The organism is Rhodoferax sp. PAMC 29310 (assembly GCF_017948265.1).
In the GTDB taxonomy this organism is placed as follows: Bacteria; Pseudomonadota; Gammaproteobacteria; order Burkholderiales; family Burkholderiaceae_C; genus Rhodoferax.
The window spans coordinates 3,697,352-3,710,348 of the sequence record NZ_CP072852.1; the positions used below are offsets into that span (position 1 = coordinate 3,697,352).

12 protein-coding genes are annotated in these 12,997 nt (G+C 59.4%); 9 read left to right on the top strand and 3 right to left on the bottom strand.

What is annotated here, in order from left to right:
• Positions 1-96 precede the first annotated feature (96 nt).
• The 3 genes from rpoN to J8G15_RS17190 all read left to right on the top strand — a co-directional run bounded on the left by rpoN (position 97) and on the right by J8G15_RS17190 (position 3,436).
• Positions 97-1,689: an RNA polymerase factor sigma-54 gene (gene rpoN, locus J8G15_RS17180; protein ID WP_210543695.1), complete on the top strand. Its 1,593-nt coding sequence runs from the start codon at positions 97-99 to the stop codon at positions 1,687-1,689.
• Between the two features lie 98 nt (positions 1,690-1,787).
• Positions 1,788-3,029 carry a class I SAM-dependent RNA methyltransferase gene (locus J8G15_RS17185; protein WP_210543696.1) on the top strand — a complete coding sequence of 414 codons (1,242 nt, stop codon included), beginning with the start codon at positions 1,788-1,790 and terminating at the stop codon, positions 3,027-3,029.
• Positions 3,026-3,436 (top strand): putative toxin-antitoxin system toxin component, PIN family, encoded by a 411-nt coding sequence (locus J8G15_RS17190; protein ID WP_210543697.1) that lies wholly within the window; start codon positions 3,026-3,028, stop codon positions 3,434-3,436. The genes J8G15_RS17185 and J8G15_RS17190 overlap by 4 nt, the downstream gene beginning before the upstream one ends.
• On the opposite strand, the gene J8G15_RS17195 is transcribed toward J8G15_RS17190, so the two are convergent.
• Positions 3,417-5,045, bottom strand: a complete 1,629-nt coding sequence (locus tag J8G15_RS17195; RefSeq protein ID WP_210543698.1) for an FMN-binding glutamate synthase family protein — start codon at positions 5,043-5,045, stop codon at positions 3,417-3,419. The genes J8G15_RS17190 and J8G15_RS17195 overlap by 20 nt on opposite strands.
• Positions 5,046-5,161: 116 nt before the next feature.
• On the opposite strand from J8G15_RS17195, the gene J8G15_RS17200 reads away from it, so the two are divergent.
• Positions 5,162-5,974: a YecA family protein gene (locus J8G15_RS17200; protein WP_210543699.1), complete on the top strand. Its 813-nt coding sequence runs from the start codon at positions 5,162-5,164 to the stop codon at positions 5,972-5,974.
• Positions 5,975-6,034: 60 nt separating this feature from the next.
• Here J8G15_RS17200 and gudD read toward each other — a convergent pair whose 3' ends face one another.
• Both gudD and J8G15_RS17210 read right to left on the bottom strand, forming a co-directional pair.
• Positions 6,035-7,387: a glucarate dehydratase gene (gene gudD, locus J8G15_RS17205; RefSeq protein WP_210543700.1), complete on the bottom strand. Its 1,353-nt coding sequence runs from the start codon at positions 7,385-7,387 to the stop codon at positions 6,035-6,037.
• 101 nt (positions 7,388-7,488) lie between these two features.
• Positions 7,489-8,247, bottom strand: coding sequence for a FadR/GntR family transcriptional regulator (locus tag J8G15_RS17210; protein ID WP_210543701.1), 759 nt, complete (start codon positions 8,245-8,247; stop codon positions 7,489-7,491).
• A 146-nt stretch (positions 8,248-8,393) separates the two neighbouring features.
• Here J8G15_RS17210 and J8G15_RS17215 point away from each other — a divergent pair, with 146 nt between their 5' ends.
• From J8G15_RS17215 to J8G15_RS17235, 5 genes are all read left to right on the top strand, one after another.
• Complete coding sequence (locus J8G15_RS17215) at positions 8,394-9,203, top strand: NAD(P)-dependent oxidoreductase (RefSeq protein ID WP_210543702.1); 810 nt, start codon at positions 8,394-8,396, stop codon at positions 9,201-9,203.
• Positions 9,196-10,101: an SMP-30/gluconolactonase/LRE family protein gene (locus J8G15_RS17220; protein WP_210543703.1), complete on the top strand. Its 906-nt coding sequence runs from the start codon at positions 9,196-9,198 to the stop codon at positions 10,099-10,101. Before J8G15_RS17215 ends, J8G15_RS17220 begins: the two co-directional genes overlap by 8 nt.
• Positions 10,102-10,126: 25 nt before the next feature.
• Complete coding sequence (locus J8G15_RS17225; protein ID WP_210543704.1) at positions 10,127-11,110, top strand: TRAP transporter substrate-binding protein; 984 nt, start codon at positions 10,127-10,129, stop codon at positions 11,108-11,110.
• A 67-nt stretch (positions 11,111-11,177) separates the two neighbouring features.
• Positions 11,178-11,705, top strand: a complete 528-nt coding sequence (locus J8G15_RS17230; protein WP_210543705.1) for a TRAP transporter small permease — start codon at positions 11,178-11,180, stop codon at positions 11,703-11,705.
• A complete protein-coding gene (locus tag J8G15_RS17235) occupies positions 11,705-12,988 on the top strand; it encodes a TRAP transporter large permease (RefSeq protein ID WP_210543706.1) in 1,284 nt (427 codons plus the stop codon). The genes J8G15_RS17230 and J8G15_RS17235 overlap by 1 nt, the downstream gene beginning before the upstream one ends.
• The last annotated feature ends 9 nt before the right edge of the window (positions 12,989-12,997 follow it).

Sequence of the window (12,997 nt, forward strand, 5' to 3'; positions counted from 1 at the left end):
CCGGGTGCACTGTCTATCCCTTCCTTACCTACTGATTGCTTTCCACAGGCGTGCCGCCTCGCGGACGTTGGCCTGTCCTGAACGGTGGGGGGGGCGATGAAGCCTGGCCTGTCCCTTCGTGTTTCCCAGCACCTGTCGCTGACGCCGCAATTGCAGCAGTCCATCCGGCTGTTGCAGCTGTCGACGCTGGAAATGAGCCAGGAAGTCGAGCAAATGCTGGACGAAAACCCGTTTTTGGAGGTGAGCGCAGAAGAGCCGCCACGCGAAGAATTTGGACTGGCACAAGCCGATGCACCGGTCCGCAATGAGGATCTGGATGTGGAAGCCGGCGCGCATGCTCCTGCCGAGTTCACTGCGGAAGTCCGGGTGAGCAGCGAAACCGATGCCGAATTGTCGCCCCTGTCGGCAGACGACGGGCAGAGCTGGGACGGCGACGGCAGTGCTTCCATGGCGCCCGATGATGGCGAGTGGGGGGGCGAGGCCAAGGCCCACGGCAACAACCTGGATGGTGACAGTGATGCCGATGTGACCGAACTGGCGCGCAGCCAGGAGTCGCTGCAAAGCCATTTGCACCGGCAGGCCCTGGCTTTGCACCTGAGTGAAGAAGATGGCGCCGCCCTGCGTTTCCTGATTGAGTCGCTGAACGACGACGGTTACCTGGAAGAGGCGTTGGCTGAGTTGGTTGACGGCTTGACCGGCGATGACCTTGAAGAGCGGGAGCAAATGCTGCACCACTTCACCGTTGCGCTGTCCTTGCTTAAAACATTGGAGCCTGTGGGAGTGGGTGCACGGGGTTTGGCCGAGTGTTTGACGCTTCAACTGAAAGCTTTGCAGAGTCAAGACGACATCAAGTTGGCCCAGGCGAGAACGGTGGCGGTGGCCCTGCGCATCTGTGCGCAGCCGATGGATGTTTTGGCGCGGCGTGACATCAAGCGTTTGGTGCAATTGTGCGGTGTGCCGGATGCGGCCATTCGTGAGGGGATCGCACTGATTGGGCATCTGGAGCCCAAACCCGGACGCCGGTTTGCCGATGTAGAGCGCAATATCGTGGTGCCGGACGTCATCGTCACTCAAGTGGGCAACGGATCGCAGGCGCAGTTCAGGGTTCGCCTCAACGCCGACGTGATGCCTCGCCTGCGGGTGCATGACATCTATGCCAACGCACTCAAGCAACACCGGGGTGGCGGCACCGAGGCGTCCAACTATGCGGCGCTGCAACAGCGTCTGCAGGAAGCGCGCTGGTTCATCAAAAATATCCAGCAGCGTTTCGACACGATTTTGCGGGTGAGCAACGCCATTGTGGAGCGCCAAAAGAGCTTTTTCATGCATGGCGAACTGGCCATGCGCCCGCTTGTGCTACGGGAAATTGCAGACGAACTGGGCTTGCACGAGTCCACCATCAGCCGTGTGACCACTGCCAAATACATGGCCACGCCATTCGGCACTTTTGAGTTGAAATTCTTCTTCGGCTCCGGCTTGGGGACCGACAGTGGGGGCAATGCTTCCAGCACGGCAGTGCGGGCGCTGATCAAGCAGTTCATCAGTGCCGAAAATCTGAAGAAGCCCCTCAGCGACAATCAGATCTCCGAGATGCTCAAAGAGCAGGGCATTGATTGCGCTCGCCGCACCGTGGCCAAGTACCGGGAAGGGCTGCGAATTGCCCCCGCCTCGCTGCGAAAAGACCTGTAAATCGCTGTCCGGCCCCGTCCCACCAGACCTACGGGCACCGGAGATTAGCGGAGCATCGCTTGCGCCCCAGAACAATAAACCTGTCATAGGAAAACGACGTGAACCAATTGCAATTATTTTTACCCTGCGCCGCAGGCGTTGAAGACCTATTACTGCCCGAGGTGCTTCGCATAACCGGCCTGCCCCCGGGCTGCGCAACCAAGCAGCGCGGCGGCGTCGCGGTGCGCACCTCATGGTCGCACGCCATGTTGCTCAATCTCTACAGCCGCCTGGCCCAGCGGGTACTGGTCTTGCTGTCGTACACCGAGTACCGCAGCGAGCAGGACCTGTACCGCGCGGCCAGCGAGGTCGAGTGGGAGCGCTGGTTCACGCCCAAGGAAAGCATCAAGATCGCAGTCACAGCCCAGCACAGCCCGCTCACCTCCCTCAACTTTGCGGCACTGAAGGTGAAAGATGCCGTGTGTGACCGTTTCCGCGTAGCCGCCAATGGCGTGCGCCCCGATGTGAATACCCAGTGGCCAGATGCCCGCATTTACGTGCACTTGACCACTGACAGCTGCTCTTTGTACCTGGATACTTCCGGCGAACCGCTATTCAAGCGCGGCTGGCGCGAGGACAAGGGTGATGCGCCTTTGAAGGAAACCCTGGCAGCCGCCATGATTGCCGCCAGCGGCTGGGCCGAGGGTGAGGATGACCTGCTGCCCTTGTACGACCCCTGCTGCGGCAGCGGCACGGTGCTCATTGAAGCAGCTCAGATTGCCTGCAACATTGCGGCCGGCAGCCGCCGTCGATTCGCCTTTGAGAAATACCTTCCCTTTCGCCGTGCGGACTGGGATGCGATGAAAAGAGAAGCGGCTGACGCAGAGGTGGTGAGGGAGCCCGGCCAAAAACCCATTATTTTTGGCAGTGACGTTTCGCACCGGATGGTGGACTTTGCCCAGCGCAACGCCGAACGGGCTGGCGTGGCCGATGTGATCGAGTTCCGTGGTGGCGATGCGTTGCAGCGTATGCCTCCGGTCGATGAGCCGGGCGTGATGATGCTGAACCCGCCCTATGGCGAGCGAATTGACGTGGCCGGTGTGGCCGGTGTCGAGCAGCAAGCCCGTTTTGGCGCTCGCGAGCTGGCGCAGACGGACGAAGGCGTGGACTTCTTCAACCAGCTCAGCGCGCACTGGAAGAAAAATTACGCCAACTGGACCGCCTGGGTGCTGACGCCCGACTTGAAGCTGCCGGGCAAGATGCGCCTCAAGGAGTCGCGCCGCGTGCCCATGTGGAACGGCCCGATTGAGTGCCGCATGTTCCGTTTTGACATGGTGAAGGGCTCGGCGCGCACCAAATGATCGTGCTCGACACCAACATCGTCCTGGACGCGTTTGTGTTCAACGACCCGGCGGCCCTGCCCCTGAAGCAGGCGCTGGACGCGGGTGAGTTGCAATGGGTCGCCACGCAGTCCATGCGCGACGAGTTGGAGCGGGTGTTGGCCTACCCCAAGATTGCGGCCCGCCTGGCTCTCTACCAACTCACGGCCAGTGGGGTGTTGGCACACTTTGACGCGCAAGCCAAATTGGTGGCCGTGGCTGATAAGGCGCCATACACCTGCCGGGATGCAGACGATCAAAAGTTCATCGACCTCGCCGTGGCTCACCAAGCCGTCCTGCTCAGCAAGGATGCAGCCGTTATTTGCATGGCAAAGCGGCTTCTAACCCTTGGTGTGGCAGCGCAGCGCGCTATGACTGTTGTAGCGTGAAGCTGTCACTGCTGGCCAGCGGCCAGTGGTGTTGGTAGATCAGCGGCAATCCCCGCAGATCGTCCAACAGCAGGGCGTTGTCGGGCAATTGAGTCAAAATCAATTGAGCCAGTGATTGCACCTTGCGGTCCGTGGTACGCCGAACAATGTGGTGGGCGGTGATGTCTTTCGGGTGCAGCAAGCCCGCCGCCTGCACCAACTCTTGCAGTGCGTGCAAGGTTTGTTGGTGGAAGTTGTACACGCGCTGCGCTTTGTCGGGCACGACCAGCGATTGCTGGCGCAAGGGGTCTTGCGTGGTCAAGCCCGTGGGGCAATGGCCGGTGTGGAAATGTTGGGCCTGAATGCAGCCCAGCGCAAACATGAAGCCGCGTGCGCTGTTGCACCAGTCTGCGCCCAGCGCCAGCAGGCGGGCAATGTCGAAAGCGCTCACCACCTTGCCTGCGGCCCCAATTTTGATGCGCTCACGCAAGCCCGCGCCGCGCAAGGTGTTGTGCACCAGCAGCAGGCCTTCATGCAAGGGCGCTCCTACATGGTTGGTGAACTCCAGCGGCGCAGCGCCTGTGCCACCCTCGGCGCCGTCGACGACGATGAAGTCCGGGGTGATGCCCGTGGCCAGCATGGCCTTCACGATGGAAAACCACTCCCACGGATGGCCAATACACAGCTTGAAGCCCGTGGGCTTGCCGCCAGAGAGTTCCCGCAGACGGGCGATGAAATGCAACATGTCCACGGGGGTGCTGAACGCGCTGTGGGATGACGGAGAGATGCAGTCCTGGCCCACAGGCACGCCCCGCGCCTCCGAAATTTCGGGGGTCACCTTGGAGCCGGGCAGTACGCCGCCGTGGCCGGGTTTGGCGCCCTGACTTAGTTTCAATTCAATCATCTTCACTTGAGGGTCGGCCGCATTCTTGGCAAATCGATCCGCGTTAAAACTTCCGTCGTCGTTGCGGCAACCAAAGTAGCCCGAGCCAATTTCCCAGATCAAGTCACCACCGTGGGCTCGGTGGTGCACCGAGATTGACCCCTCGCCCGTGTCATGTGCAAAGCCGCCGCGCTTGGCGCCCGCATTGAGCGCCAGAATGGCATTGGCGCTCAATGCGCCGAAGCTCATGGCGGAGATGTTGAACACACTGGCGTCGTAGGGCTGTGCGCAGTCGCCGCCAATCGTGAGCCGAAAGTCGTGGGTGCTCAAACGGGTCGGCACCATGGAGTGGTTAATCCACTCAAACCCTTCTGCGTACACCTCCAACTGGGTGCCGAAAGGGCGCTTGTCCGACTCACCTTTGGCGCGCTGGTACACCAGCGATCGCTGGGCGCGCGAGAACGGCGTGGCCTCGCTGTCGCTCACAATGAAGTACTGGCGAATCTCAGGCCGCACAAACTCCATCGTGTAACGCAGGTGTCCAATGATGGGGTAGTTGCGAAGAATCGAGCTTTTGTGCCGGATCAGGTCAAACAGGCCCACGCCCACCAGTGCCATAAAAATGGGCAGAATCAGCCAGCCCACGCCCATCGTGATCACCGTCGCGGCACTCATCAGCAAGCCCAGGGCACTCAGGATGAAGGCCGTGTACCGAACGGGGAAAATCGTATTCAGGGTGTGCAGCATGGCTTCCTTTTAGCGCCGAATCGGCAGGTTTTCAGTGTAGGGCGGCTGGTGTTGCGCCAACGTCAAAACCTTGCAAGGCAAAATAGGGGTCTTCCCGATCCAACGCCAATGCGACCATGACTCAAGACATCACCCCTGACACTTTTATCGACACTTCCAATGAGCCCTTGAGCCCGGACGAGTTCGACGCTATTGACACCATTTTGGACGACCTGCGCAGCCGTTACGACGAGACCCCGCAATGGGAGTTCTGTGAAGGCTTCATGGCCGCTGTCATTTGCTGCCGCCGGGTAATTCCACAATCCGAGTATCTGCCGGTGCTGCTCGCCATTGGCGAGGAGGGCGGCGAAGACGAAGGCTCTTTTGCCAGCCCGGAACAGCAAGCAGAATTTTTCTCGCTTTGGACGCGCCGCTGGAATGAAGTCGCCCACGCCCTCAATCAAGAGGTGGAAGCGCTCGACGATGACGCCGCTTACCACCCTGAGGTGATGGACGTGCGTGGTGCCGTAGCCGCCCTGCCAGAAGCAGAGCGCGCTGAAATGGCGGGCGAAGCCTTGCCATCCTTTGGCCAGGTCTGGGCGCTGGGCTTCATGTTTGTGGTCGAGGCTTGGCCCGATGAATGGACCGCCCCACGCGACAAGGAAGCGGCCAAGCTGCTGAACAGCGCGCTGGAGGCCATGGTGGCGTTGACCGAAGACGATACCGACGAGCCCACCCTGTCGATCTTTGACGACGAGGCACCCCCCAGCGTCAGCGTCAAGCGCCTTAACGCCTTTGCCGATGCCGTTTGGGCGGTGTATGACCTGCGGGCAATGTGGAGTAACTTTGGCCCCCGCGTGGAAACCGTTCGCGCGGTTGCCACCCCGGGTCGCAACGACCCTTGCTCTTGCGGCAGTGGCAAAAAGTACAAGAAGTGCTGCGGCGCTTGATTCTTCTCCGCGTCCCTGTCTGCCCTTGGGCGGCCAAGGACGCACCTCTTATTTAAGCCCTTAACGGTCCAGGCAAGGTCTTTTGGGGTTGAACTGCCAGTTGGGCACCAGGTACTGCATGGCAACGGCGTCATCGCGCGCCCCCAACCCATGCTGCAGGTAAAGCTGGTGCGCCTTGGCCACTTCGGCCATGTCCAGCTCAATCCCCAAGCCTGGCTTGGTAGGAACCGTGATGCAGCCGTCCACAATGGCCAGCGGTTCTTTCGTCAGGCGCTGGCCGTCTTGCCAAATCCAATGGGTGTCAATCGCCGTGACCTTGCCCGGCGCGGCGGCTGCCACATGGGTGAACATGGCCAGCGAAATGTCAAAGTGGTTGTTGGAGTGAGAGCCCCAAGTCAATCCGTGCATCTCGCAAAGCTGAGCCACCCGCACCGAGCCCTGCATCGTCCAAAAATGCGGGTCCGCCAGCGGTATATCGACGGACTGCAGCTGAATCGCGTGCGCCATTTCCCGCCAATCGGTGGCCACCATGTTCGTGGCCGTCATCAGGCCCGTCTCACGGCGAAATTCCGCCATCACTTCGCGGGCTGAGAACACGCCTTCTGCCCCGCACGGGTCTTCCGCATAGGCCAAGGCATGGCGGTGGTCGCGGCACAGCCGCACGGCGTCTTTCAGCAACCAGCCGCCATTGGGGTCCAGGGTGACGCGGGCATCAGGAAAGCGGGTATGCAAGGCGTCCACCGCCTCCATTTCTTCTTCGCCGCGCAGCACCCCGCCTTTGAGTTTGAAGTCTTTGAAACCGTAGCGCGCATAGGCGGCCTCGGCCAAGCGAACCACGGCTTTGGCATCCATGGCTTTCTCGTGCCGAACGCGAAACCAGTCGTTGTTGGCGTCGGGGCAGGTCTCGTAAGGTAAGTCAGTTTGGGTGCGGTCGCCGATGTAAAACAAATAGCCGAGCAGGGCAACTTGGTCGCGCTGCTGGCCCTCGCCCAGCAGCGCCGCCACCGGCACATTCAGAAACTGGCCCAACAGATCAAGCAGGGCGCTTTCCACGGCGGTGACCGCGTGAATCATCACCCGCAGGTCGAAGGTCTGCTTGCCGCGCCCTGCGCTGTCACGATCCGCGAAGCGAGTGCGCAGGCTGTTCAGCACGGCGTTCCATTGGCCCAGCGGCTGGCCGATAACCGAGTCACGCGCGCTCTCCAAGGTTTGGCGAATTTTTTCACCGCCCGGAACTTCGCCCACACCGCTGTGGCCCAGGCTGTCGGTTAACACGACCAGGTTGCGGGTGAAGAAGGGGCCGTGGGCGCCGCTCAGGTTGAGCAGCATGCTGTCGTGCCCGGCCACCGGAATAACCTGCATGGCCGTAATGATGGGAGTGCTGAAAGAGTGGGTGGCGCGTGTGTCGGTCATGAGAGTATTAGATCAATGGATGTCTTTTAATAACTGACATCGTACAAGTTGAGATAAAAAAGTGCACTGTGGAAGTTGGCACCTCCCCTGTGTATCTGCCGCTATTTCTGGCGTTCCTGTGGCTGGATTTGGCTCTTGCGCAGGCGTTCCCGGCTGTTGCCCAAGTGGGTGCGCATGGCAGCACGGGCGGCGTCCACATCCTGATTGCGAATGGCATTCAGAATGCTTTCATGCTCAGCATGCACGCGTTGCAGATACTGGTAGCGCCCCTCCGGCGCGCTACTCGGCGTGTTCACCCGCGTGCGCGGGATGATCATGGCGCCCAGGTAAGTCATCAAGTCGGTAAAGTGCTGATTCTGGGTGGCGCGGGCCACTTCCATGTGGAACTGAAAGTCAGGCGGCACCGCATCAGAGTCTTGCTTGATGGAGTTTAGAAAGGCGTCAAGCGCCGCGGTGAGTGCGTTCAAATTCGTCTCGGTCCGACGCTGGGCCGCCAACCCAGCCGCTTCCGCTTCCAGGCTGATGCGCAGCTCCAGTACCGCGATGACATCGCTCACGGTGGCAAAGTCTTCGTCGGCAATCTTGAAGTTGCTGGTGTCGGCTGGTGGCAGGGCAAAGGTGCCAATGCCGTGCCGGGTTTCCACCTTTTTTGAGGCCTGCAGTTTCGAAATCGCCTCCCGAACCACTGTACGGCTGACATCAAAGCGGCCCATGATTTCCGCTTCGGACGGCAGTTTGTCACCTGGCTGGATGTGCCCATTCCGAATGTCTGCCTCCAAGCCTTCCACGATTTCCTGGACGAGACCGCGTGCACGCCGGGGCCGGGGGGCAAGATGACTAGGGGTTTTCACTGATTCCATATAAAACTTCTTGACCCGGTGAGGTGAGGTGCTGATAATTTGTACTTGTCAGACAACTGATAACGGTTGTCTCAATGAAGCCACTTTAAAGCGACCCGCATGAATTGTCCAGCGCTTGCCAACAAGTATTTGAAAAGAGTAGAGAAATGACGATCAAAGTCCACCACAAGCTTTTGTTGACCGGCGCCGCTGGCGGCCTTGGGCAGGTCTTGCGCGACCTGTTGGGCGCCAATTGCGATGTGCTTCGCGTGTCTGACTGGGCTGAAATGAGTCCTGCCCGCGCCGGTGAAGAAGTGGTGCAGGCTGATCTGGCCGACGCTGTCGCCGTGAGCGAGATGGTGCGTGGGGTAGATGCCATTGTTCATCTGGGTGGCGTCTCGGTGGAGAGTGCGTTTGCGCCCATCATGCAAGCCAATATTCTGGGGGTGTTCAACCTCTATGAGGCGGCACGCAAACATGGTGTGAAGCGTGTGGTGTTCGCCAGCTCCAACCATGTCACCGGTTACTACCGGCAGTCGGAAACCATCACCGTCAACGACCCGCCCCGCCCGGACAGTCTTTACGGGGTCAGCAAGGCCTTTGGCGAGGACTTGTCGCGTTTCTACTTTGACCGCTACGGCATTGAGACTGCCTGTGTTCGCATTGGCTCGTCATTCCCGGAACCAAAAGACCGGCGCATGTTGGCCACCTGGTTGAGCACGGGGGACTTGCACGGCCTGATCACCGCTTGCCTGACCACGCCAGTGCTGGGACACAGCGTGATTTTTGGCATGTCCAACAACGCCGTTTCCTGGTGGGACAACGCCGGCGCACGCCATGTGGGCTATGTGCCCCAGGACAGCTCGGACGGGTTCCGGGAAGCCGTCTATGCCCGCACCCCCGCGCCCGACTTCTCCGATCCGGCCGCCGTGTACCAAGGCGGTGGGTTTCTGACCGCAGGCCCCTTTGATGTCTGAGTACACCGTCATTTCCGAGACTCGCGATCAGGTGGGCGAGTGCCCGGTCTGGTCAGTGGTAGAGCAAGCACTGTACTGGGTGGACATTGAAGGTCGCCTGATTCGGCGTCTGGACTGGGCTAGCAAGACCCAACTGAGCTGGCGTTTGCCAGAGCGGGTCGGTTGTATCGCGCTGAGTGCCAAAGGTGGCTTGGTGGCGGCCATGGAAACCGGGGTGTTCGCCGTGCAATTGCTGGCCGCCTCCGAAGTGCACTTGTCCTGCCTCGCCAGCATTCAGCACCCCCAGACCAATATGCGCTTCAACGACGGTCGCTGTGACGCAATGGGTCGGTTTTGGGTCAGCACCATGTGCATGGACATGTCCCTGGCCGCGCTGGTGGGTGCCGTGTATTGTCTGGATGAGTCAGGTTTGGGGCAGCCACGGGTGGATGGACTGATCACACCCAATGGCATCGCCTTCAGTACGGATGGCAAGACAGCCTACTTGTCGGACTCCCACCCCTCGGTGCAAAAAATTTGGACCTTTGACTTTGCCGCGCCCGCCGGCGAGCTGTCCAACCGACGTTTGTTTGCCGACATGACAGAAATGCCGGGCCGCCCCGATGGCGCAGCCGTTGACGTCAATGGTTGCTATTGGATTTGCGGAAATGACGCCGGTCTCGTTCATTGTTTTTCGCCACAAGGCGAGTTACTTCGCTCTCTCGCAGTTCCCGTCGCCAAGCCCTCCATGTGCGCCTTTGGTGGGCCAAACCTGAATCAATTGCTGGTGACTTCCATCCTGCCAGCCTCGGAATCTCGCGCACAACCCGGACTCAATGGCTCGGTGTTTGCACTGGATGCTGGCGTGGCCGGCTTGGCTGAGCCCTGCTTTTCCCGCTTTCCCGTCAGTTCTATTTAACCGGTCAATAAAGGAGACAACCACCATGACCTTCCGTAGAAACTTCATCGCTGCTGCCGTCGCTGCTGTGGCATTCACTTCATCCTTTCACGCGCAAGCCGAGGACATCGTTCTCAAAGCCTCCGATACGCACCCGGCGGGCTACCCCACCGTGGTCGCGGTCGAGAACATGGGTAAAAAGCTGGAAGCAGCTACCAATGGCCGCATCAAGATGAAGATGTACCCTGGTGCTGTGCTTGGCCAGGAAAAAGAAGCCGTTGAGCAAGTTCAGATTGGTGCGATTCAAATCGCCCGCATTTCCCTGGGCGTGGTCGGTCCGGTAGCGCCAGATGTGGACGTGTTCAACATGCCCTTCGTCTTTCGCAATATTGCCCATATGCGCGCCGTCATTGACGGCCCCATTGGTGCGGAATTGTTGGAGAAGGTCACCAACAGCCCGGCGCGGCTGGTCGCCCTGGGATGGATGGACGGCGGTGCACGCAGTCTGTACACCAAAAAACTCGTCAAAACACCGGCAGACATGGCCGGTATCAAAGTCCGCATGATGGGCAACCCCCTGTTTGTGGACACCATGAATGCCATGGGCGGCAATGGCATTTCCATGTCCTATGGCGAGGTGTTCAGCGCCTTGCAAACCGGTGTGATCGATGGCGCCGAGAACAACCCGCCGAGCTTCTTCACCTCCAACCACTACACAACCGGTACCAAGTACTACGCGCAGACCAACCACCTGATCATTCCTGAGCTGTTGGTCATGTCCAAAGTCACCTGGGACAAGCTGACCCCAGCTGACCAAACGCTGATGAAAAAAGTGGCGCGTGAGGCTCAAATGGAGCAACGCGTCTTGTGGGACAAGAGCGTCGCCGAGTACACCGAAAAACTCAAAGCCGCTGGCATTGAGTTCGTGCAAGTCGATCAAAAGCTCTTCTTTGACGCCACCGCACCCGTGCGGGCCAAGTACGGCGCCAAGTTTGCCGATTTGATGAAGCGCATTGACGCCACCAAGTAATTGAAAAAGACAGGGCCGGCTGCGTCGCCACGCGATGCAGCCCGCTTTGTTGCGCCTGGAAGACGATATGAAAAACAATATTTTGCGTTGTAGTGACCTGCTGTATCTCGCGTGCATCTGGATCTCCGGTGCCTCGGTTTTTGTGATGGCTCTCATCATTCCCTGGGGCATTTTTGCCCGCTATGTGCTGGGCACCGGCTCGCAATGGCCTGAGCCGGTCTCTATCCTGTTGATGGTTGTTTTCACCTTTTTTGGAGCCGCCGCTGCGTACCGCGCAGGCTCTCATATTGCGGTGGCCATGGTGACAGACCGCATGCCCGCAGCCATCAGGCGCGGTGTCGCGGTTTTGGTGAACTTTCTGATGCTGGCTGTGGCCGCATTCATGACCTATTACGGGGCCAAGTTGTGCATCGGCACCTGGGGGCAAAACATTGGTGAGATTCCGTGGATGCCCGTAGGCGCGACCTATTTGCCCGTCCCACTGGGCGGTGCTGTGACCTTTTTATTCACGCTCGAACACATTTTTCTGGGCCACCAGGGCAACCGCGCCGTGGTCACTTTTGACCATGAAAAACTTGAACTAGGGGAACTCTGATGGACGCGTTCGTACTGTTAGGGTCCTTCCTGGGCCTGATGATTATTGGTATGCCAGTGGCGTACGCGCTGGGCCTGTCCGCCTTGATTGGCGCCTGGTGGATTGATATTCCGCTGGATGCGGTGATGATCGCCATCGCTGCCGGTGTCAATAAGTTCTCCCTGCTGGCCATTCCCTTCTTTGTGCTGGCCGGCGCCATCATGGCCGAGGGCGGCATGTCCCGCCGACTGGTGGCTTTCGCCAGCGTTCTGGTAGGGTTTGTGCGTGGCGGTTTGTCATTGGTCAATATTTTGGCCTCCACCTTCTTCGGTGCCATTTCTGGCTCGTCCATGGCCGACACCGCTTCTATTGGATCGGTTTTGATTCCCGAAATGGAGAAGAAAGGCTACCCACGCTCCTTCGCGACGGCGGTGACTGTGGCGGGCTCTGTGCAGGCCATTCTGATACCCCCCAGCCACAACGCGGTGATCTATTCGCTGGCGGCGGGTGGTTCAGTGTCCATTGCGGCTTTGTTCCTGGCGGGCATTCTGCCGGGCTTGTTGCTGGGGCTGACGCTGGCCATCATGTGCCTGTTCATAGCCAAAAAGAAAAACTTCCCAAAAGGGCGACGCATTCCGATGCGTGAAGCGCTACGCATTTGCGCCGATGCCATGTGGGGCTTGATGACGATGGTGATTATTCTGGGCGGCATCCTGTCGGGCATCTTCACCGCCACCGAATCCGCCGCCATTGCGGTGATCTGGGCCTTTTTTGTGACCTTGTTCATCTACCGCGACTACAAGTGGAATGAGCTGCCCAAGCTGGTGCACCGCACCGTCAAGACGCTGGCCATTGTGATGATCCTGATTGGTTTTGCCGCCAGTTTTGGCTACATCATGACCTTGATGCAGATTCCGCAGCAGATCACCGAAATGTTCACCAGCGTGTCAGACAACAAGTACGTGGTGCTCTTGATGATCAACGTGCTCTTGCTGCTTTTGGGCACGCTGATGGACATGGCACCGCTGATTCTGATCATGACGCCGATTCTGCTGCCAGTGGTAACCGCCATTGGCGTGGACCCGGTTCACTTCGGCATGATCATGATGGTCAACCTCGGCATGGGCCTGATCACACCGCCCGTGGGTGGCGTGTTGTTCGTGGGCGCTGCTGTGGCCAAGCTGCCGATTGAGTCTGTGATCAAGGCGCTTTACCCCTTCTTTGGCGCCTTGCTGGTGGTCTTGATGGCGGTGACCTATGTGCCGGCGCTGTCCATGTGGCTGCCCAACCTGCTTCTGAAATAAGGACCGCTT

Bases quoted from the DNA above. Each gene is read 5' to 3' on its own strand.
- gudD (WP_210543700.1), bottom strand. From the start codon at position 7,387: ATGACCGACACACGCGCCACCCACTCTTTCAGCACTCCCATCATTACG.
- J8G15_RS17235 (WP_210543706.1), top strand. From the start codon at position 11,705: ATGGACGCGTTCGTACTGTTAGGGTCCTTCCTGGGCCTGATGATTATT.
- rpoN (WP_210543695.1), top strand. From the start codon at position 97: ATGAAGCCTGGCCTGTCCCTTCGTGTTTCCCAGCACCTGTCGCTGACG.
- J8G15_RS17230 (WP_210543705.1), top strand. From the start codon at position 11,178: ATGAAAAACAATATTTTGCGTTGTAGTGACCTGCTGTATCTCGCGTGC.
- J8G15_RS17190 (WP_210543697.1), top strand. From the start codon at position 3,026: ATGATCGTGCTCGACACCAACATCGTCCTGGACGCGTTTGTGTTCAAC.
- J8G15_RS17220 (WP_210543703.1), top strand. From the start codon at position 9,196: ATGTCTGAGTACACCGTCATTTCCGAGACTCGCGATCAGGTGGGCGAG.
- J8G15_RS17210 (WP_210543701.1), bottom strand. From the start codon at position 8,247: ATGGAATCAGTGAAAACCCCTAGTCATCTTGCCCCCCGGCCCCGGCGT.
- J8G15_RS17225 (WP_210543704.1), top strand. From the start codon at position 10,127: ATGACCTTCCGTAGAAACTTCATCGCTGCTGCCGTCGCTGCTGTGGCA.
- J8G15_RS17215 (WP_210543702.1), top strand. From the start codon at position 8,394: ATGACGATCAAAGTCCACCACAAGCTTTTGTTGACCGGCGCCGCTGGC.
- J8G15_RS17195 (WP_210543698.1), bottom strand. From the start codon at position 5,045: ATGCTGCACACCCTGAATACGATTTTCCCCGTTCGGTACACGGCCTTC.
- J8G15_RS17200 (WP_210543699.1), top strand. From the start codon at position 5,162: ATGACTCAAGACATCACCCCTGACACTTTTATCGACACTTCCAATGAG.